We start from the raw sequence: 20,974 nt of genomic DNA, 5'->3' as shown, positions 1-20,974 counted from the left end.
ACGAAAACGGCCTGAACATATTCAGGCCGTCCAGGTATTGCCAAGTGTTACTTCAATACGGCCAATGCTGCATCGTAGTCGGGTTCCTGGCCGATTTCCGGGACCAGTTCGCTGTGCAGCACTTTATCGTTCTCATCCAGTACGACGACAGCGCGAGTGGTCAGACCAACCATCGGACCATCAGCAATGGCAACACCGTAGTTTTCCATGAACTCGCCGCCACGCAGGGTGGAGAGATTTTTCACGTTTTCCAGACCTTCCGCACCGCAAAAGCGCGCCTGTGCGAACGGCAAGTCGGCAGAAATACACAGCACGACGGTGTTAGTCAGGTCATTGGCCTGGGCGTTGAACTTGCGAACGGAAGTTGCGCAGGTCGGTGTGTCGACGCTTGGGAAGATGTTCAGCACTTTGCGCTTGCCAGCAAAGTCAGCCAGGGTCACGTCAGCCAGATCACCGCCGACCAGCGAAAAGGCCGGGGCCGCAGCGCCGACTTTTGGCAGTTCGCCATTGATTTGGACAGGGTTGCCTCTGCGAGTCACTTGAGCCATGAACTGAGTCCTTTTTCCACGGGTTGATTAGACGGAGAAGTTAACCATGAAAGTGTTGATCGACCTAGAGTGCAGGTGGTTGTTAATAAAATCGCGTACTGCTCTGGAACGCGTGCGCCTGCGGGAGCACCCCAATTCCAGCAGATACATGGGTTTTGTCAAAAATCCCGTTTGTAAAAAATATCCAGCGAACTGGCCAGACCACTTGCAGCTTCCAGGTAGACCTTTTTGCTCAACATGTAGCGCAGGGCAATGGTATTCGCTGGTTCGAACACCCCGACGCCATAGCGCAAACTAAGCTTGTCGGTAATTTTACCGCTGGCGACGACGTTGGTTTTTTCCCCCGAGCCCGAGGTGTCCAGTTCAAAGTCACGAATACCCAGATCCTTGGCCAGCTTGCCAGTGGTGGACTCACTGCCCGCCAGCCCTAGCGCCAAGGCAGCCTGGGCCATCATGTTGCTGTCTTCGCCCGTGTTGTTCAACGGCCTTCCCAGCACCAGGTAGGACAACGCCTGCTCCTGACTCATGGCGGGCTCGGAGAATACGGTAGTGGTCGGTTGCTCGGCACTGCCCGACAACCGGATGCCCGCCACGACATCATCTGTTTGCCGAATAGCCTCCACATCCAGATACGGTTGATCGATTGGCCCGGCAAACAACAGCCGTGCCTTGCGAATCGTCAATCGCTGCCCATAGGCGCGATAGCGGCCATTGTTGAGGTTGAGTTCGCCGCGAGTGTCCAGGTTGTCACCAATGTGCACCCGGCCCGCAAGGTCGGCGGTCAACCCGAAGCCTGTAAAGCTCAGCTTTTCCTGCCCGACCTGAACGTCGATGTCCATGGCCATCGCCAGTGGCGGCTCGCCCTCCTCCGTTTGCTGCCCAACGATCACGGTGTCGCCTGACAACTTGACTGTGGACGGCGGCAGCTCACGAACAGTTATCGTGCCTTGGGGAATCAATACTTTGCCGGAGATGCCCAGACGACCGCCCTGCATGGAGATTTTCAGGTCAGGTGCAGCTTCGAGTCTGGCATAAGGTTCAACCATGATTGGCAGACGCGAACCTTTGACGCTCAGATCGACCGCCAACGCCTGACTCCAGCCAATCTGCCCGGCCAGACGCCCTACCCCGGTATCGCCGCTTTTCCAGATGCCGTCGAGCTGAACGTTTTCTCCGGCGATCAACGCCTGAATCTGCAAATCCTGCACGCTCATCGGCAACTCTGGCCCGGATACCTCGCCACCACTGAGGTTTACGCTGCCGTTCACTTGCGGCGCAAGAAGACCACCAGACAAACGTCCGCTGCCATTCAGTCGCCCATTGAGTTTCTGCACCATGGGCAGGAACGGGCGGGCAATGGACAGATCAAGCCCGCTCAGGTTGAAATCGCCGCTCAAGGTCTTGTTCTGCGCCAGCGGATCAATGCGGGCGTTTACCTGCAACGTCCCAAGCTTTCCACCACGGAAATCCAGGCGACTGTCGATGAGTTTCGGGGTCAGTTTGCTGGTCAGAACCAGACTCTCGTAAAGGAAGTCCAGCCATTGTTCCTTCTCTTTGATGCGCAGCGCTCCACCGCTGGTATTCACCGTAATTTGGCCGTTAGGGCCGGCGGCAGGCACATCGAGTTGGACGTCAGCATTAAGCGCGCCTTTCCAGGCAAAATCCTTTGGAAGCCACTGAGCCAGACTGTCGAGAGGAAAATTCTTCAAGTGGTAACGCAGACGCGGTTCGGGCATCAGGCGCTGATCTTCACCACACAGACTGGCCGCGCCGGAGAGCCAGCAATGTGCACCAAAGTTCACCTTGCCGTCAGCCAGACGCTCCAGCCTGGCCGGCTGCTGCAATTGCCAGCGTTGCCCCCCCGTCTGCACATCGCCACTGGACAGCCTTCCGCGCCAGTTGCCCTTGTCGAGGTTGCCGTCCAGACCCAGCGCCAGTTTTAGCAGCGGCCCCTGCAAGTCGAGCTTCATCTGCTGGCGTTTGATATCGCCCTGAGCATCAACAATAAGAGTGCCCAGCTGCTTGTCGCCGACTTGAATACCATTGCCTTTGATATCGACATTGGCGCGCTGGGCGTTATCGAGTCTGGCGTTCACGTTCAGCGTTTTTAGTTGATTGCCTTGAAAGGCCAATTGCGAGCCTTGCATGCCCAACTGGCCTTGGGGCGCGTTCAACGTTCCGGCCACATCAAGACGGCCTTTGACCTGTCCTTGCAGCCCCGGCCATAGCTGTCCCAATCTTGGCAGGTTGATATCCAGTTGACCCAGCAGACGCTGCTGGAGGCTTCCATTGCCTTGAACCCGGTTATCCCCGAGGCGTACCTCAAGCGCGCCGACATTCCACTTGTCACCCGCGCCATCAGCTTTGACCTGCAAAGCCGCAGGCTGACCACGCAGACGGCCCTTGAGGTCCAGATCCGCACTCAGGCTCAGCTGCTCGTTTCTGATCTGCCCTTTGCTGCGCAGCGGTCCGGCCAGCGTGCCCGGCATTTGTGCGACCCAATAGGCAGGGTCAATGGCGCTCAGGTCCAGTGCAGTATCCCAGCCGATGCCATCGGCAAATTGCAGGTTCAGGTGCCCTGTGGCCTTACCCTGCCCGGCAACCATTTCCAACTGCGGCAGGAAGATCTGAGTCAAATCACCACTGAATGGACTCACAAGACTGAACGCACCTGCCGGACCGTCAAGATTGGCGTTGAAATTTCCCAGATATTTACCGTCGGTGTAGGACACTTCCCCAGTGAATTTGCGCAAGGCCACCTGTGGTTCTTCGATCAGTGGATACAAGCGGTGCCAGGGGAAATCAAGCCAGTCGAGCTTCGCATCGGCACGAAACTCATGTTCCCAGTTCAACGCCCCTTTGAGACTCAAGTGCTGCTCGGCACTGGCATTCAGATCAAGAGCCTCGATCACTGCACCCTTGGCATCAACGCGCCCGTTGAGTGCCAGAGCCACAGGACCTTGCTCGGCAGGCAGACTGGCCGAGCCCTGTAGCTCATAACCGTTTTGAAGATCGCCCTTCGCATCCAGTAGTAACTGATTGAGTTGCAGGGTATCCGGCAATGAGCCGGTCGCTTTGAACGGTTCGGCACTGATCCTTAACTGTGCGGGCAGGTTCTCCGCCAGCGGTTGCAGTTCGCCGTCCAGCAAGCCCTGCAGATAGCCACTGCTGATGCCCTTGAGCTGCAGGGTTTTGAGCAGATCACCCTGGATATCCAGATTGAGTGTCCAGGCGCGACCGTCGATGTCAGGTAGTTTCACTAAACCGGTGGCGGACAAAGGCCACTCCCCGGACGGCTGAATCAGGCCGGCCAGATCCAGCACCAGATCATCCCGACGCGCATGAACGTTATCCAGACGCAAACCTTCTGCGGTCCAGTGCGCGGCCAGTTTCAGGTCGGCGACCTGCTCGTTGCCATCCAGTGACACACTGCCGATACGCACATCGCCCAGACGGATCGCCAAAGGCAGCTTCAGATCGGGCAACTGCAAAGGTTCGCTTTGCGCTGCATCGTTAGCCGGGGCCAGTTGCAGGCGAACCTGATCAGCGTGAAGCTGCTCGATACACAGGGTCATTTTCAGCAGGCACCCAGGCGACCAGTCCAACACCGGTTTGTCTATTTCGACTCGAGTGGCCTCTTGTTGCCAAATCAAGTGATCAGCCTGCCATTGCCCGCCCAGGCGGCCATTGAAGTTTTGCAGCTGCAAACCCGGTACGCGTGCCAACACCCATCGGCTACCCGTCTCAGTGCCCAGTAGCCCCCACAGACTGACAAACACCAACAGGACAATGACGAGCAGGGCCAACCCAAGCGCTTTCAGCGAACGTCGCCAACTCAACGGCTTCATAGCTCAGGCCCCATGGAAAAGTGCAGCCGAATGCCGCCGTCATCGTCCAGTGCATGAGCCAGATCCAGGCGCAACGGACCTACCGGTGAAACCCAGCGCACGCCAATGCCGACGCCAGTCTTGAGGCTTGGCAATTCCAGCGTATCGAAAGAGTTGCCTTGATCGACGAAGGTCGCCACTCGCCATTTTTCAGCGATGGAGTATTGGTATTCGACACTGCCCGCCACCATGTAACGTCCGCCAATACGGTCACCGTCGGAGTTTTCCGGTGAAAGCGTCTGATAGTCGTAACCGCGAACGCTTTGGTCACCACCCGCGAAGAAGCGCAGAGACGGCGGGATCGATTTATAGCCATTGGTGGCATTACCGCCAAACTGCACGCGAGCGAGGAAGCGGTGATTGTCCCAAAGCGTGGTCAGGCCCTTCAGCAACACATTGCCATGCAGCAGGTTCGAATCGGACATCAGCCCTTCCTTGGCCACTTGAGCGTCGAACTGCAGGCGATAGCCATTGTGCGGATCAATGCGGTTGTCGCTTCGCAGATAGGAATAGCTGACGCCCGGCATCAGCAGCGTGCTGAGGCCCGAATCATTGCCCAGTCGATACTCCTCGCGCTGCCACTTCAATGAGACGACCCGCTCCCAGCCGCTGGGTAATTTGCTGTGCCATTCCGGGCCAACCGTGAGCAGCTTGCTCAGCGTGTCAGTCCCGGCGATCTCTTCGTATTGATAGCCACCTGCAAAGCGCAGCTTGTCAGTCAGCGGCGGGTCCAGCGGGATGTCATACCAAAGGCCGACGTTCTGACGCGGTGCAGACAATTCACTTTCGATGCCGTAGCTGTGGCCTTGGGGATTGACCCAGTGCCGGGTCCAGTTGGCCTTGCCCCGCGGTCCGACGTCCGTTGAATAACCCAGCCCGAGGCCCATGGTGCGAGGTTTACGTGTCTCCAGCTGGACAGTGACAGGAATCTCTTGGCCCACAGCGGCGGTCGGCGCCGCATCCACACGCACGCCCTCGAAATAGCCACTGGTTTGCATCGCCTGATTCAGTTCGGCAATCAGTTCGGAATCGTAAGGCGTGTTTTCCTTGAACGGCACCATGCGCTTCAGCAAGTCGTCATCAAAAGGCGCGTCGCCACTGAAGCTGACTTTGCCCAGCGAATAGCGTGGACCGCTGTCGTAAACCAGATCGATGTCGGCAATACCGGCAGCAGGATCGACCGAGAGACGCTGCTGGATGAACCGACCGGAGAAGAAACCATAGCGAGATGCCTGATTCAGGATCAGGCGCTTGGCGTCTTCGTAATGACCATGATTCAGCACCGCACCACTTTTCAGCGCATCGCCTTCGGGGACCCGAAATGCCTTGAGTGAAGCGGCTTCGCCTTCAATGCGTACCGTGACGTTGCGCAAATGAATGGGCTCACCCGGCTGAACCTTGATAACCAGGTGTGGCTGATTGTCTTTACCGGTCTTTACTTCACTGGTGATTTTCGCTTGGTAATAACCCAGCGCCTGCGCTGCGCGCTGCGCCTGCTCTTCGGCACCGATGCTGAAATGCTGCAGGCTGTCAGCATCACGCTCGCCGGGACTGCCCACATAGCCTTCGATGTTGGCTTTGAGCGCGGAATTGGCAGGCGTGACCTTTACATCCAGCTGTCCTTCGGCGAACGCCGTGACGCTGGATACACCAAGAATCAAACCGCTGGTAAACATTGCAAGAAACTTCATGGCGCGAATGCTAACACGGGCAACGGCTATCACTGGAACACGCCAAGCAGTTGAAATTTCATGCCTTTATGCCGTGGCTTGCAGTGAAACCTGCGGATTTGGGTGGAAAAATACGTGTTCGCGGACGGGTCCTACAGCCACTTCACCGATTTCCTCGTAACCCTGTCGCTTAAAGAACTCAAGATATCGCGCATTTCCCGTATCGAGGACGATGCCCTGGGAGTTTTCATCTTCGGCGCACCAATTATGTACAGCCTGCAACAGTTGCTCACCAAGCTGTTCACTTTGAAATTCTGGATGAATTCCGAGCAGAGGTAATACATGCACGGACTCTGAAGGCAGGCACGCCAGGACTGCGTTGTAGTATTCCAGGTAACGGCGCGTGCAGTTGAAGCCGGCGCTGAGCACCATGCGCAGGCGCCACGCCCAGCTTTCGGTAATACCCAGGCGGCGCTGCGGAGGTGCGATCAGCGCTGCACCGACCAGTCGGTCATTGATGAACAGGCCGATCGCGGGCAGTTGCTGAAGAAAGTGCTGTTTGACCAATGCTTTGACTGTGGCGCGTACGCGCTGGTCAAACCCGCTGCGTTCAGCGTTGAGCAGGTAGGCGAAACTCGGTTCGCGGCGATAGGCTTCGTAAAGCAGAGAGCGGGTTTCCCTCGAGTAACCGCTGTCGAGCTGACGCACTTCAGCCACGATGGCAGACGATTCTGGCATGGAACAACCTCTCATTAACGGCGCAGCTCGGACGGCAGCGCTCCATTGCTACAAGGGTTCGAGTCATGGCTCGCAGCCACAGTTCCAATATCCTTTTGGGATGTCTTTTGGTGCGTAGGTGCCTGGGCATTTTTGGAAGTATTTGCTAGAAGCTATGGTGGTTTGTGTACATATCCGTTGTCGGAGTCACGGCTGATATTGGTTGCGCTTTTACAGCGCGTCACTTTTGGTTCCGGAAGCCGGCCCAGCCAAAAGTAACCAAAAGGCTCTTGCCCCACCACTGGGTACCTCGCTGTCGCTCGGCATACCCGTAATCCGACATTGCTGCGTGGGGCCGCCGCCACCGGCCATCCATGGCCTGAGGCGGCTAAACCGGCATCCCTGCCGGTTTGTCCCACGCAGCAATGTCGAATTCCGGCCGGCGTGGTTTAACGGGGCGCGTAAGATCAAAATCAAAAGCAGAGCAGATCAAAAGCAGAGCGAAAACGGCAGGATCGCCTCGGACCGGTAGGAGCGAACTTGTTCGCGAGACGTCACCACGGCCAATGTATTCGTTGCCTGACACATCGCTTCGCAGCCTTCGGCAGCTCCTACAAAATATCGGTAAGTTCACAAATCAGGTCGGCTGTCAGGCCGCCGCGCTTTTGATTTTGATCTGAGGCGCCCCGTTAAACCACGCTGGTCGAACGCAGATTCTGAAGCGTGGGCAACCCGGCAGGACGCCGGGTTAGCCGCATTGGGCCATGAATGGCCCGTTGCGGCGGCCCACGGTTCAGGATCTGCGGGCGGGTACACCAAGCGACAGCGAGGGACCCAGTGGTGGGGCATGAGCGTTTTGCTTACTTTTGTCTGGGCCGGCTTCCGGATGTTCAAAAGTGAGGCGCTGTAAAAGCGCAACCAATATCAGCCCTCACCGCAGAAACGGATATGTACACCCAAAGACATGTGTAGAACTCCACGCTGAGTTCCCACCTCCCACTGGAGATGAAACGCCATGTCAGCTAGCATCGCTTTTTTTGTATCTGCCAGGACTGCCTGCCCATGAAAATCGTTTCATTCAACATCAACGGGCTTCGCGCCCGCCCTCATCAGTTGGCAGCACTGATCGAAAAACACCAGCCCGACGTCATTGGCCTGCAGGAAACCAAAGTCTCGGATGAACAATTCCCCCAGGCCGACATCGAAGCGCTGGGCTATCACGTGCATTTCCATGGACAGAAAGGCCACTACGGCGTCGCACTGCTCTCCCGCAAAATGCCTTTGGCGATGCACAAAGGCTTCGAAACAGATGATGAGGAATCGCAAAAACGTTTCATCTGGGGCACATTCGCTGACGACAACGGACAGCCGATTACCATCATGAATGGCTATTTCCCACAGGGAGAAAGCCGCGATCATCCAACCAAGTTTCCCGCCAAACAACGTTTCTACAACGACCTTCAGACACTGCTGGAAACCCGCTTCAGCAACGACCAACCACTGATTGTCATGGGCGACGTGAACATCTCTCCGGAAGACAGCGACATCGGCATTGGCCCGGACAACGCCAAGCGCTGGCTGAAAACCGGTAAATGCAGCTTTCTTCCTGAAGAACGCGAATGGATGGCACGCTTGAAAAACTGGGGGCTGGTGGACAGCTTTCGCCACTTGCACCCAGAAGTCATCGACCAGTTCAGCTGGTTTGATTACCGTAGCCGCGGTTTCGAGGATCAACCCAAGCGCGGCCTGCGCATCGACCTGATCATGGCGTCCAATGGACTGCAGCCTCGCATCAAGGCAGGCGGAGTGGACTATGAGCTGCGCGGCATGGAGAAGCCGTCGGACCATGCGCCGATCTGGCTCGAGTTGAGCTGATTCCCGGTTGATTGACCACACTACACTGCAGGACCGGCTTTAGCCGGGAGCGCGATATACCTGGCGAACAGAGTCAGCGAATGCGTCAGCGTGCTCCCGGCTAAAGCCGGTCCTACAGGATAAGCGTCCTCACAGCCCCAAAATTCAACTGTCATCTTCCCGTAACCAATCCGACTTAATCTCCCGGCACTTCCCTGATATTTAAGGTGCCGCACATGCTGCGCGCTGTGTCTTTGCTGGCCGCCCTCGCCTTCTTGGCGTTTGACGCGACAGCCAGTCTCCCCTCATCCACACGCGACGATCCTGTGCTACGCATTCATGGCTCAAACACCATCGACGCGCAGCTGGGCCCTGCGTTGGTTGAAGGACTCATGCGCAAACAAGGCTTGCGTGACGTGCGTACCGAACCCGGCCCCTCGGTTAACGAACTACGGGTCGTAGGCACGAGCGCTGATGGCAAGCCGCTCAAGGTTGAGATTGCCGCTCATGGCTCCGGCACCGGATTCAGCGCACTGAAGGCCAGGAAAGCTGACATTGCCGCGTCTTCACGACCGATCAAGGAAAAAGAAATCCAGGATCTCGCAGAAATCGGCAACCTGAAAAGCCCGGGCGCCGAGCAAGTCATCGCCATTGATGGGGTTGCGGTCATCCTGCACCCCGGCAACCCCATACGGGAACTGACCACTGAGCAACTAGCCCGCGTGTTCGCCGGGGAAATCCGTAACTGGCAGGCGTTGGGTGGCAAGGATGGGGAAATCCATCTTTATGTTCGCGACGAACAATCAGGCACCTTCGAGACGTTCAAGGAGCTGGTTCTGCTCAAGTACGGCAAGACACTCGCTGCCGGTGCGAAGCGCTTTGAGTCCAGCGAACAACTCTCCGACGAGGTCAGTGGGGATCGCAACGGTATCGGGTTTATAGGCCTGCCTTATGTTCGCCACGCCAAGGCTGTCGCAGTGGCTGACGGCGAGTCGCGACCGATGTTGCCAACGGTGAGCCTGATTGCCACCGAGGATTATCCGTTGTCTCGACGTCTGTATCTTTATCTGCCGACCGAAGCGCGTCAGCCCTGGGCAACTGCGCTGGTCGATTTTGCCCAGAGCGCGGAAGGTCAGGCGATCGTCGCGCAAAACGGCTTTGTCGCGCAGACGGTGCAGACCATCAAGGTTCAGGCCACGGCGCAAATGCCAAGTGAATACCAGACACTGACCCGGGAAGCCGAGCGTTTGTCGGTCAATTTCCGCTTTGCCCAAGGCAGCGCCAAACTGGATAACAAGGCTTTGCTGGACGTGCAGCGGGTCGCGGATTATCTGAAGCAGCATGGCAAGCTCGACCGGCGCGTTACCCTGGTTGGCTTTGGCGACGCCAAAAGCGATCCCCAGCGCGCGCAACTGCTTTCCCGGTTGCGCGGCATGGCGGTTCGGCGGGAGTTGATGAAGAGCAATATTACCTTGCGGGAAGTGGTCGGTTTCGGTGACGAAATGCCCGTGGCCGCCAATGATCTGGATGACGGTCGTATCAAGAACCGGCGGGTGGAGGTCTGGGTGGATTGAGAGGGAGCGCCTATAATTGCACGGTTCTCAATGGGAAGTTTATGTCCGCCTGCAAGTTTGATCGAACGCTTTTGACCTTGTAGGACCGGCTTTAGCCGGGAGGGCAGTGTCACTGGTAAATGAGATTTAGCGAATGCCCGGACGCCCTCCCGGCTAAAGCCGGTCCTACGGAAGCATACGGGGCGTCCTAAAGACTCCCGGCTCGGCTATCCTCCAGATACAAGAAAAGCAAGAAAAGGAGGCACCGTGAACCTGCCATCCGAAGATGAGACTTCAAAGCCTCAAGACAGCAAGCCACCCACGTTCTGGCAGATGTTACACAGCGCCCTGGCCGCTGCATTCGGTGTGCATGGCGGGAAAAATCGGGAGCAGGACTTTACTCACGGAAAACCGATACATTTTGCAGTCATAGGGCTGTTGTTCACCCTGTTCTTTGCAGCGCTATTGTTCGGGGCCGTGCATCTGGTCCTTTACTTCGCCCTGAGCTGAAGACAATGGCGAATGAGGGGGCTGACTCGACAAGAATGAATAACCTGTTCCAGCAGGTTTGCCCTCCAGACTCAAGGCACGAAAATCAACGCCGTAATCATCGCGTTTGCTGTCGATACGGATCTGTTTCAAATCACTGATACGCACTTCTTTCATGACAAGGGCCAGGCGAACACCGATACTTTTCCGAGTCGCCAGATCACCAGCGTCGTAATCATACAGGAGAATCATCGCCAACCCACCCAGCATGAAGTGCCCGCCGGCCAAAGCGCTGATACGCCCATCCTGTAAAGCGTCCAGGGATTGCGGCGACCAGTTGATTGAACTGAACAGCACACTCTTGCCCGGTTCCCGGCCGGTAGCTCGGGCTGCATCCATAGCGCCGAATGCCATCTGATCATTCGCAGACCAGACCAGGCTGATATGCGGGTAGCGCTTGAACAGCATCAGCGCTTGCTCATAAGCCCGATCGCGTCGCCATCCGCCCAAAACGATCTGCCTCAGACGGATTTCAGGGTGCTCGGCCAGCGCACGATGCAAGCCCTGCTCGCGCTTCAAGGAAACCGGTGTGGTGTTGGTACCCGCGAAGGCGAGCATTTCTATCGTTTCGCCTGCGGCTAACGGCGCATGCAGGCCAATAAGGCGTTTAGCCGTCAGATAACCGCCCTCCTCGTCATCCCCGACCAGGCTGCCGATAAAGTTTGGATAGCGTTGCGGCAGGTCGCCAAGAATGCGCAACTGGTCAGCGGTCAACGTGTTGTTTACGGCAAAAAGCTTCACATCGCTGCCTTGGGACAAGCGAAGAATTTCAGGGGCGATATTGAGCTCGTTCGAGAACATCAAATAATCCGGACGACTCTCTCCCTGCAGGGCATCCCGCGCCAATTCAACCAGTTTTCGCGTATCACGATTGCTGTAGCGCACGGTGAGGCTCATGTCGAGCCGGGTTGCCGCAGCCTGCATGAAGCGCGCGTAAGTCGACCAATAGCCGTCCGATGACGGACCGGGGCTTAGAAATACCACTGAAGCAGCGCTGGCTGAGTTCAGCCAGCAACCTAAAGCAATAGCGAGCACGCCGCAGAAAAATCGGGTCATACCAACAAGCCTTGAGAAGTAGTCAAAGATCAATTGAAGATCTTTGACTAGCTATCGGCCGCCGACCCGATTGTCTGCACCGTGAAATTTAGCTGATGGCGATTATTAGTGACTGACCCAGAATAAGGCCGCGCCCATAACGAGGATAATAATGAAGAAGATAGCCCAGGCGTCGACATGGCTATCTTTTCTGGACATTTTCGGGTGATTGCTCATACACATTGCCTCTTGTCTGTTTTATTAGTGGCAGCACGGATCAAACAATGAGTCTTTGGTCATTTCAGGTCAGACTCGACCCTAGTAAAGCCGAGGGATGCCCTTACCACAAGCAGGGTTAAGGGCGTCAGACCGAATGCTTATCACTTTTAGCTATTTGCATATATGTAAACGCCACTTTTGCGTATATCCGCAAACTGGTATCTTCCCCCGGCTCCGTAAGGAGTGCGCGGCCGTGCGCGCAGATTTGCTGTGGTAATTGCCTGAGAACAGGACCTATATGTACGTATACGACGAGTACGACCAGCGGATCATCGAGGACCGTGTAAAACAGTTCCGTGATCAGACCCGACGCTACCTCGCGGGAGAACTCAGCGAAGAAGAGTTTCGCCCGCTGCGCCTGCAAAATGGCCTCTATATCCAGCGTTTTGCGCCAATGCTGCGCGTGGCTGTGCCTTACGGCCAGCTGACTTCACGCCAGGCACGGATGATGGCAAAAATCGCTCGCGATTATGACAAGGGCTACGCGCACATCAGCACACGGCAGAACGTTCAGTTCAACTGGCCCGCGCTGGAGGACATCCCCGATATCCTGGCTGAGCTGGCAACGGTGCAGATGCACGCCATTCAGACCAGCGGCAACTGCCTGCGCAACGTCACCACTGATCAGTTCGCCGGCGTAGCGGCTGACGAGTTGGTTGACCCGCGACCATGGTGTGAAATTGTCCGTCAATGGACAACGTTCCACCCGGAATTTGCCTATCTGCCGCGCAAGTTCAAGATCGCGATCAACGGCTCCACCAGTGACCGCGCCGCCATCGAAGTTCACGATATTGGCCTGGAGCCGATTCGTAACGAAGCAGGCGAGCTTGGCTTCCGTGTTCTGGTTGGCGGTGGTCTTGGCCGTACGCCCGTCGTTGGCGCCTTTATCAACGAATTCCTGCCGTGGCAGGACCTGTTGAGCTATCTCGACGCGATCCTGCGGGTTTACAACCGCTACGGCCGTCGTGACAACAAGTACAAGGCGCGGATCAAGATTCTGGTCAAGGCACTGACACCGGAAGTCTTCGCCGAGAAAGTCGAGGCGGAAATGGCCCACCTGCGTGGCGGCCAGACCACATTGACCGAAGCTGAAGTGCATCGCGTCTCCAAACACTTCGTCGATCCTGAATACAAAGCGCTGGAGGATTTCAGCGCAGAGCTGGCGAAACTGGATCAGGAGCATCCTGGCTTTGCTCGCTGGCGCACGCGTAACACCCTGGCCCACAAGAAGCCGGGCTATGTCGCCGTTACCCTGTCCCTCAAGCCTACCGGTGTTGCACCGGGCGACCTGACCGACAAGCAACTCGATGGCGTCGCTGATCTGGCCGATCGTTACAGCTTTGGCCAACTGCGTACCTCTCACGAGCAGAATATTATTCTTGCCGACGTCGAGGAGTCTCAACTGTTCACGTTGTGGCAGGAACTGCGTGAGCAAGGCTTCGCCACCCCTAACGTGGGTTTGCTGACCGACATCATCTGCTGCCCTGGCGGCGATTTCTGCTCGCTGGCCAACGCCAAGTCGATCCCGATTGCCGAATCCATCCAGCGCCGTTTCGACGACCTGGATTACCTGTTCGACATCGGCGAGCTGGACCTGAACATTTCCGGTTGCATGAACGCATGCGGTCACCACCATGTCGGCCATATCGGCATTCTGGGCGTGGACAAGAAAGGCGAAGAGTTCTATCAGGTCTCCCTGGGTGGCAGCGCGAGTCGTGACGCCAGTCTGGGCAAGATCCTCGGCCCTTCCTTCGCCCAGGACGCCATGCCGGACGTGATCGAGAAGCTGATCGACGTTTACGTTGAAAAACGTAACGAAGACGAGCGCTTTATCGACACTTACCAGCGTATCGGCATCGACCCTTTCAAGGAGCGCGTCTATGCAGCGAATAATTAAGAATAACGAAGTCATCGATGAAACCTGGCACTTGCTGCCCAAGGAAACGTCTTTTGATGAGTTGTCCAATTGTGACGACCTGATCGTCCCGCTTTCGCTGTGGCGCGAGCACGGTCACGCCCTGGCTGCCCGTGACGGCGGCCTGGGTGTCTGGCTGGACAGCGATGAAGAAGCTGAAGAAATCGGTGCTGATGTCGACAAGTTTCAGGTCATCGCCCTGAACTTCCCGGCCTTCACCGACGGACGCAGCTACTCCAACGCCCGCCTGCTGCGTGATCGTTATGGCTACAAGGGTGAACTGCGCGCTATCGGCGACGTACTGCGTGATCAACTGTTTTACCTGCATCGCTGCGGCTTCGATGCATTCGCGATTCGCGCTGACAAAGATCCCTACGAAGCTCTCGAAGGCTTGAAGGACTTTTCGGTGACGTATCAGGCTGCAACCGACGAGCCACTGCCGTTGTTCCGCAGACGTTAAGTCTTTCGTTGCACGATCAAGCCCAGGTCTGGATTTCCAGCCTGGGCTTTTTAATACAGCTGATTATTGGGGGGGCTGTAGTGCCTGGTATGTCCGACACGACGATCTGTAGGAGCGCACGAGCACCGCGAGGCCGCGATGGCGGTGTCTCAGGCAGGACGCCATCGCAGCCTCGCATTGCTCGTCAGCTCCTACAGAAAAGCATTCCAGGTCAGGTGATTGCATTTTGTTTGGGAAAGATACCTTTTTGACGACACCAATTCAGCGACTGTATGGGCCCCTTCCCGGCTAAAGACAGTCCCGCGTCGTCACACCCCATTGGCTACAAGACCTCCTCCCACCCACTCCGCCTGGGTCAATTGTGTCATCAGCTCCTCTTCATCTCGCTGCCGCTGTTTCATAATCGCGTCCGCCTCATCTTTGTAATCCGCGTCCGACATGGGGCGTTCGCTCTGTAGATCATCAAGGGCCTCCATACGCAATGCAGTGGCCCGCTGACAGGCTGCAAACTCAGCGGCGTACTGGCGTTTCAAGTGATCAATCCAGAAATCACGTCTTATGGCAAAGGCAGTCAGTTCCTCGGGCGTTTCACGGCTCAACACGGATTGCTCAGCCCTGTTCAGCGCATCATCGGTAACGTCCGCGGAGGTGGAAAACTGCATGGTGCGGGAGTTGATCGGTAACTCCAGGCGACTGGCAAGGCCGACACGATAAGCCAACTGCACTTCAACCTCCTCGGTGAAGCCGACACGTGCGGCGGCATCCAGGCGCGCAAGACCATCGACTTCTTCAAGACGAAACAGCCCCCGTAACAGCTTCAGCAATTGCGGACCTTCTCTCCCGCCAGTTGCCAATGAGCGGGCGCGACTGACAAGGACCTCCAGTTCCATGTTGCTGAAAATCACGGCCGCACCATCGACGCAGGTTTCAGGGAACGCCGCCATCGCGATCAGTCTGGAGCGCAAAAGGTCATCTTCGGCGCCCGCCTCCAGAAGATCCCAGACCCTTTGCGTGACGGCTGCACGACTCAAGCTGAAATCTGCCGAGCCCTGCAAGCGCGAGATAATTTCAAAGAAGTCATCGGCATGCATCTCGCTCCAGAACAGACTCCATATGGCTCGCCGATGCACACGCTCCATCGCCGGCGTCTGAGCCAGCCAGAACTCTACGTTGTCGGCCACTTCAGTAAAAACCATCGGGCCGCCAACCGTACCGATACGGATTCGGGTGCCAATGGAAAGAGGATTGCCGTCCAGCAGCGTGTGATCGGCAGCGCCGGGCATTTCGAAGAAGGACTCAGGCAGCGTCGTAATCTGATTGCCGCGCAGGTCCAGTGCCACCAGACCGGGAATATCAAACACGCCGACCGGAGCGTCCACAAGGCCGGTCCCGCGCAGAAAAAGATTGAGCAGTTGCGGCATGCCCCGGACATCAAGCAGCGGCCCTATGGGATTTCGTTCAAGGTTGAGCAACCGCAGGTTAGGCAGACGCCTGAGCGTTTGCACCATGTCGGCAGTGAGCACGATGCGGTTGTTGGCAAGAGTCAGACGAGTCAGGTGTCGCAGATTGCGAATACCTGCGGGTATTACTGACAGGAAGTTGTTTTCGGCATTCAGCCAGCTCAGTCCGGGGCATTTAGCGACCAGAGCGCTCACCGACTGTTGCGACATATAAGTGCGCGAAACGTTAATAGCCGTGACATGGCTGAAGTCGCCGGGCAGATAAGGCAGATCGCCAATCACCAGACCAGACAGGTCGATCATATAGCCATCGAGATGCCGGGCAGCAACACCCGTGACCGGTGTTTGGCGCTGCCAGCAGCGCTTGATGATGTCAGCCGCATTGCGCCGGGACATGCTGGATACTGGTATCGAATGGGTTTCAGTCACCGGTCGCCAGCCCACCGGGCCGTTGACCCAGCGCTCAAGGCTGCGGTCCAGCGCCTGAAAGTCCATCGACAGTCGGGCCAGCTGTATCTCGATTGAAGTACCGCTGGCGCGTAGGCCGCCAATAAACTCAGCGGTCTGCTGCGAGGTGAAGCCGGGATAAAGCGCCTTGACCTGTTGGTGCAATGAAGCCTGAGGCATGCCCGAACTGGCGCCAGAGACTGCGCTGTCGTCCATTCCACCTTTAAGGCCACCGAGATCAATGTCCCACTGATCGGTGTCCAGCTGCTTGATGAAAGGGCCAACCCTGCCCGTTCCATCCGGAGCAGTAATACGCCACTGACGCGCAGACTGCTCCCAGCAAACTTCGTAAGCCTTGTCATGAATCGCCACGAAGTAATGCCCATCTGCATAGTGGATATCCAGCATGCCATTGGGCCCATGCACAGTCGGCTCGCCCAGCAATGACGCGGGCGGTGCCTCGAATGATTTCAAGGACTGACGCAGGCCGGAATCCAGTGATCGCAGATTGGGAGGCGCCATTTCGAAGCGCAGACGCGGCCCGCTCCCAGGCACTGCGCTTTGCCCGGCGAATGACTCTGTCTCATCGACAACAGTCAGCGGCTCAATGGTTGATGTTGCATCGGACAAATCGACAGCGACTTTGACAAAGCCTTCCGCGGCCAATGGCAGCGCATTGAAGACGCCAAATTCGATGCGCTGCGCTGCTCGTTTGCGCTCTTCAAAGGTTTTGCCCTGATGTGCCTGAACCGCTCCCACGCCGATCAACGTGGTGGAAAGACCGATAATGAACGGCACAGCCTCAGGCACCATCAGCGCGATCAACCCTGTAAACACCAGACTGCGCGTCAGGCCTTCGGCCAATCCCTCCAGATGCGCGTCGCTTCGGGTATGGATAACCGACCTGGCGTCAGCCCTCAAGCGCGCTTGCAAACTGTCACGCACGGCGTCAAAGGGATCGCCGACAATCTGTTTGCCCGCATGCACATATTGGTGCGGCGGCCAGCTGCCGGTCGCTCTGTTAAGCCAGTGCGGATAGGCAGCAACACCCTCCAGGGCCGTATACAAACCACTCAGGAACAACCCGTCGCTGTCGTCCCGCTCTTGAAAATGCGCCGCCAGGGCCAGACGCTTGGCGGGTTCGCGGCATTGGGTCGCCAGCCAATACGAGAGTTTGCTTTCATTTTCAAAACCCTGCAGGGGCGATGAATTTCCAGGGATATACAGCAGCGTGCGGTGACTGCGTTTGTTCTTGATCAGCAGGATGTCGGTAGCGGTGTAGTGATGGACTTTCAACGGTGAAACGACAATATGACTTGCTACTCGAAACTGCTCGGCAAGCTTGGCCGGGGTGAGCGTTTCCCAACGCTGTGCTGCCGTAAAGCCCGCGGACTCAAGTGCCAGTTGCCAGTCAACCTCGCTCAATGTTTTTTCACGCACCTGCAGGAAAGCGGCTTTGATAAAGGCTGCTTTAGCCAGGACCGGAAAAGACTGAGCATGGGCCGAGAGCAACTGCTCGATGTAATGGCTGTAGAGGGTGCGCAGGTCCGTTTCTTTGACGAACTGCTTGAACTGGTCAGGGCTGATACTGAGGTGAGTTGAAGCGTCATAGCGCTGTGGCGTGGTTCGTTTGTAAAGACCTTCATAAGTGCGCACCGTGAAATTCGGTAGCAGAGTCTCGACTCGTTTCAAGGCAATGCCGCCAGGCCTCCAGGTCTGGACGGCATCCAGTAACCTGAACAAACCTGAACGACGCTGTATATGACTTAGCAGCGCCTCAGTCAGCGTCAGCGACTTCTGCACAACTGCAGGGTAAGGAGCGGTAGCGGGCGGCGAGTTGAAACGAAGTGTTGTCAGGCAAATGGCGTCCGGATCAATGTCCATCGCCCAGAATCGAGTGGCGTGAGCCTTGATCAGCTCCCGGGCAAAGCTCGCCGGGCCTTTGATGACAGCCCCATGATCGGTGACGAAGGTGTCCAGTATCGGGTTGTTGGCTAGGTAATCGACAGGTGTCGGCATTTTGGGCAATTTCCTTATTGCAAAGAGACTGCCAGTCTTGTCGATGTAGCGCTGCAGAGTGGCCTGTATAAATACCGCGCGTTGATTTATTCGAGACAATAAAAAGCGCCGCCTGCAATTGCAGGCGGCGCTCGAAGGTTTTACCAGAAGCGCTGCTGAGTCAGACGACTCCACCAGCCCAGCAGGAGTCGGTCCACTGAACCGGCCGCAGCCATGCCCATGCGCTCTTGCAGGCTTTTACGCTGCACATAATGCAAGTGGAACACTTCAGCGGTCTTGGCGCGCTCACCGATGTACTCGTCGCTGGTCTTGAGCTCATCGACCAACTGCTTATCGAGTGCTGCAACGCCCAGCCATACCTCGCCGGTGGCCACTTCATCAATGGCCAGTTGCGGACGGTAATTGGCAACGAAGTTTTTGAACAGGTCGTGGGTGATGTCCAGATCCTGTTGAAATTTCTCACGGCCTTTTTCGGTGTTTTCGCCAAACACAGTCAAGGTGCGCTTGTACTCACCAGCGGTCAGCACTTCGAAGTCGATGTCATGTTTTTTGAGTAGACGATTGACGTTAGGCAACTGCGCGACAACGCCAATCGAACCCAGAATGGCGAAAGGCGCGCTGATGATCTTGTCTCCGATGCACGCCATCATGTAACCACCGCTGGCTGCCACTTTGTCGATACAAATGGTCAGCGGGATACCGGCCTGACGAATGCGGGCCAGTTGCGAAGAGGCCAGGCCATAGCTGTGAACCATGCCACCGCCGCTTTCCAGGCGCAGAACCACTTCGTCCTTGTCGGTGGCCAGGGTCAACAGCGCTGTAATCTCGTGACGCAGGCTTTCAGTGGCAGAAGCCTTGATATCGCCATCGAAGTCCAGCACGTAGACGCGGGACTTGGGCTCGGCCTGCTTCTTGTCTTTCTTGAGACTTTTGGCCTGCTCTTTACGCAGCGCCTTGAGACGATCCTTGTCCAGCAAGGATTGCTCAAGACGCTCACGCAGGGCTTTGTAAAAATCGTTGAGTTTGGTGACTTGCAACTGCCCGGCTGACCGACGGCGACCTTTGCCGCGCATAGAAGCAATAGCCACCAGCACAATGACGATAGCGACAACCAGGGTGACCGTTTTGGCCAGGAAGCTGGCGTAATCGGCTAAAAACTCCACAGAGACTCCTCACTTGGATTGCGCCCTTACCATTCAAGGGTCGCGGATGGATCAAGCATACCGGTGCGACCAGATGGCGACCAGCCGCCAATCGTTTCATAATGGCCATTCAAACAAGCGTATGTTTTTTTATTGACACGCCTTAGGCATCCTCATAACCTCGCAAACACTTCAACGTACCGGGAAACGGACGTGGGCAGCATCTATCTGATACGACATGGACAGGCATCCTTTGGTGCCGACGATTACGACGTGCTGTCGCCGATCGGCATTCGTCAGTCAGAATTACTCGGTGCACATATCGCCCGGACCAACTTCAGGTTTGATCGCTGTATCACTGGCAGCTTGCGCCGTCAGCAGCACACTGCCGAACTGACGCTGGGTCAACTTGATGCTGCCGGGCTGAAAGCCCCGAAACTGGAAATCGATCCAGCGTTCAATGAATTCGATGCTGAATCCGTCATCCGCGCCCTGCTACCCACTCTTGAAAACGAACCCGAAGCGTTGCATGTGATGCGTAATGCCGCTCAACACCGTGCCGAGTTTCAGCGCCTGTTTTCAATGATCGTCTCTCGCTGGCTCAGCGGTAGCCACGACGATGAAGGCTTGCAGAGCTGGCAGGCATTTGTTGCTCAGGTTCAGGCTGGATTACGTCGAATACTTGAGCGGGCTGAACGCGGCGAACATATTGCCGTGTTCACCTCGGGCGGCACCATTACCGCCCTGCTCCACCTGATTACTCAAATGCCGGCCGAGCAGGCTTTCCAGCTCAACTGGCACATCGTCAACACCTCGTTCAGCCACCTCAAATTTCGTGGTCACGAGGTTGCCCTGGCAGGCTTCAACAATTTTGCACACTTGCAACTAATCAATACGCCGGAACTCATCACTTATCGGTGATCCAGGCAAACCTTGCAGAACAACCACTAGAAAGGACCGAACCATGACCTCCGTAGCCGACGCCGTTCAAGCCATGAAAGCCAAGTTCAACCCAAGTGCCGCCGCTGGCCTGGACCTGGTTTTCGGCTTCCGTATCGATGAAGACAAACATTTCTCGCTGATCGTCAAAGACAGCACTTGCGAGCTGCAGGAAGGCGAAAACCCTGATGCGCAGGTCACGCTGGTGATGGACGGCGAAACGCTGGAAGGTATTGTCAGCGGCGAGACCGACGGCATGCAGGCGTTCATGGGCGGCAAGCTGCGCGCTGAAGGCGACATGATGCTGGCGATGAAGCTCAGCGAATTGTTCCCGGCCTGATTGCAGCGCCCTGAACATGAAAAACCGAAGCCTGCGTGCTTCGGTTTTTTTTGGCTGTTTTTTCTGGTTTTCTATAAAAATACAACTACCTGATTTTAATTATTTTCTGTAGGAGCTGCCGAAGGCTGCGAAGCATTTCTCCTGATACATCGCGATCGCA

At 56.5% G+C, this 20,974-nt stretch carries 14 protein-coding genes; 7 read left to right on the top strand and 7 right to left on the bottom strand.

Features of this window, described 5'->3' with window-relative positions; genetic code table 11:
* Nucleotides 1-47 precede the first annotated feature (47 nt).
* The 4 genes from tpx to AO242_RS12040 all read right to left on the bottom strand — a co-directional run bounded on the left by tpx (nucleotide 48) and on the right by AO242_RS12040 (nucleotide 6,843).
* Complete coding sequence (gene tpx / locus AO242_RS12055; protein ID WP_095093918.1) at nucleotides 48-548, bottom strand: thiol peroxidase; 501 nt, start codon at nucleotides 546-548, stop codon at nucleotides 48-50.
* Between the two features lie 158 nt (nucleotides 549-706).
* Nucleotides 707-4,396: a translocation/assembly module TamB domain-containing protein gene (locus AO242_RS12050; RefSeq protein ID WP_099268833.1), complete on the bottom strand. Its 3,690-nt coding sequence runs from the start codon at nucleotides 4,394-4,396 to the stop codon at nucleotides 707-709.
* Nucleotides 4,393-6,126 carry an autotransporter assembly complex protein TamA gene (locus tag AO242_RS12045; RefSeq protein ID WP_099268832.1) on the bottom strand — a complete coding sequence of 578 codons (1,734 nt, stop codon included), beginning with the start codon at nucleotides 6,124-6,126 and terminating at the stop codon, nucleotides 4,393-4,395. The genes AO242_RS12050 and AO242_RS12045 overlap by 4 nt, the downstream gene beginning before the upstream one ends.
* Before the next feature lie 66 nt (nucleotides 6,127-6,192).
* Nucleotides 6,193-6,843, bottom strand: coding sequence for a GNAT family N-acetyltransferase (locus AO242_RS12040; RefSeq protein WP_099268831.1), 651 nt, complete (start codon nucleotides 6,841-6,843; stop codon nucleotides 6,193-6,195).
* 1,041 nt (nucleotides 6,844-7,884) lie between these two features.
* Between AO242_RS12040 and xthA the strand changes: the two genes are divergently transcribed.
* The 3 genes from xthA to AO242_RS12020 all read left to right on the top strand — a co-directional run bounded on the left by xthA (nucleotide 7,885) and on the right by AO242_RS12020 (nucleotide 10,739).
* Nucleotides 7,885-8,697, top strand: coding sequence for an exodeoxyribonuclease III (gene xthA / locus AO242_RS12030; RefSeq protein ID WP_099268830.1), 813 nt, complete (start codon nucleotides 7,885-7,887; stop codon nucleotides 8,695-8,697).
* A gap of 215 nt (nucleotides 8,698-8,912) precedes the next feature.
* Nucleotides 8,913-10,250 carry a substrate-binding domain-containing protein gene (locus AO242_RS12025; protein WP_099268829.1) on the top strand — a complete coding sequence of 446 codons (1,338 nt, stop codon included), beginning with the start codon at nucleotides 8,913-8,915 and terminating at the stop codon, nucleotides 10,248-10,250.
* Between the two features lie 312 nt (nucleotides 10,251-10,562).
* On the top strand, nucleotides 10,563-10,739 hold the full coding sequence (locus tag AO242_RS12020; RefSeq protein WP_099268969.1) for a DUF2970 domain-containing protein: 177 nt from the start codon (nucleotides 10,563-10,565) through the stop codon (nucleotides 10,737-10,739).
* On the opposite strand, the gene AO242_RS12015 is transcribed toward AO242_RS12020, so the two are convergent.
* Complete coding sequence (locus AO242_RS12015; protein ID WP_099268828.1) at nucleotides 10,692-11,834, bottom strand: ABC transporter substrate-binding protein; 1,143 nt, start codon at nucleotides 11,832-11,834, stop codon at nucleotides 10,692-10,694. The genes AO242_RS12020 and AO242_RS12015 overlap by 48 nt on opposite strands.
* Nucleotides 11,835-12,330: 496 nt before the next feature.
* On the opposite strand from AO242_RS12015, the gene AO242_RS12010 reads away from it, so the two are divergent.
* Both AO242_RS12010 and AO242_RS12005 read left to right on the top strand, forming a co-directional pair.
* Nucleotides 12,331-13,989: a nitrite/sulfite reductase gene (locus AO242_RS12010; RefSeq protein ID WP_027902229.1), complete on the top strand. Its 1,659-nt coding sequence runs from the start codon at nucleotides 12,331-12,333 to the stop codon at nucleotides 13,987-13,989.
* Nucleotides 13,973-14,467, top strand: a complete 495-nt coding sequence (locus tag AO242_RS12005; RefSeq protein ID WP_027902228.1) for a DUF934 domain-containing protein — start codon at nucleotides 13,973-13,975, stop codon at nucleotides 14,465-14,467. The genes AO242_RS12010 and AO242_RS12005 overlap by 17 nt, the downstream gene beginning before the upstream one ends.
* Nucleotides 14,468-14,775: 308 nt before the next feature.
* On the opposite strand, the gene AO242_RS12000 is transcribed toward AO242_RS12005, so the two are convergent.
* Entirely contained in the window at nucleotides 14,776-18,393 is a 3,618-nt protein-coding gene (locus AO242_RS12000; RefSeq protein WP_099268827.1) for an NEL-type E3 ubiquitin ligase domain-containing protein, read from the bottom strand.
* 140 nt (nucleotides 18,394-18,533) lie between these two features.
* Nucleotides 18,534-19,556, bottom strand: coding sequence for a protease SohB (gene sohB / locus AO242_RS11995; protein ID WP_027899115.1), 1,023 nt, complete (start codon nucleotides 19,554-19,556; stop codon nucleotides 18,534-18,536).
* 192 nt (nucleotides 19,557-19,748) lie between these two features.
* Between sohB and AO242_RS11990 the strand changes: the two genes are divergently transcribed.
* Together AO242_RS11990 and AO242_RS11985 are read left to right on the top strand one after the other, a co-directional pair.
* Nucleotides 19,749-20,456, top strand: a complete 708-nt coding sequence (locus tag AO242_RS11990; protein WP_099268826.1) for a histidine phosphatase family protein — start codon at nucleotides 19,749-19,751, stop codon at nucleotides 20,454-20,456.
* Between the two features lie 43 nt (nucleotides 20,457-20,499).
* Complete coding sequence (locus tag AO242_RS11985) at nucleotides 20,500-20,814, top strand: SCP2 sterol-binding domain-containing protein (RefSeq protein ID WP_027899113.1); 315 nt, start codon at nucleotides 20,500-20,502, stop codon at nucleotides 20,812-20,814.
* Nucleotides 20,815-20,974 lie beyond the last annotated feature (160 nt).

It is taken from the genome of Pseudomonas sp. ICMP 561 (assembly GCF_002699985.1).
Classification (GTDB): Bacteria; Pseudomonadota; Gammaproteobacteria; order Pseudomonadales; family Pseudomonadaceae; genus Aquipseudomonas; species Aquipseudomonas quasicaspiana.
Note: the sequence above shows the minus strand (reverse complement) of the source record. Positions and strands in the feature narration are given on the sequence as shown.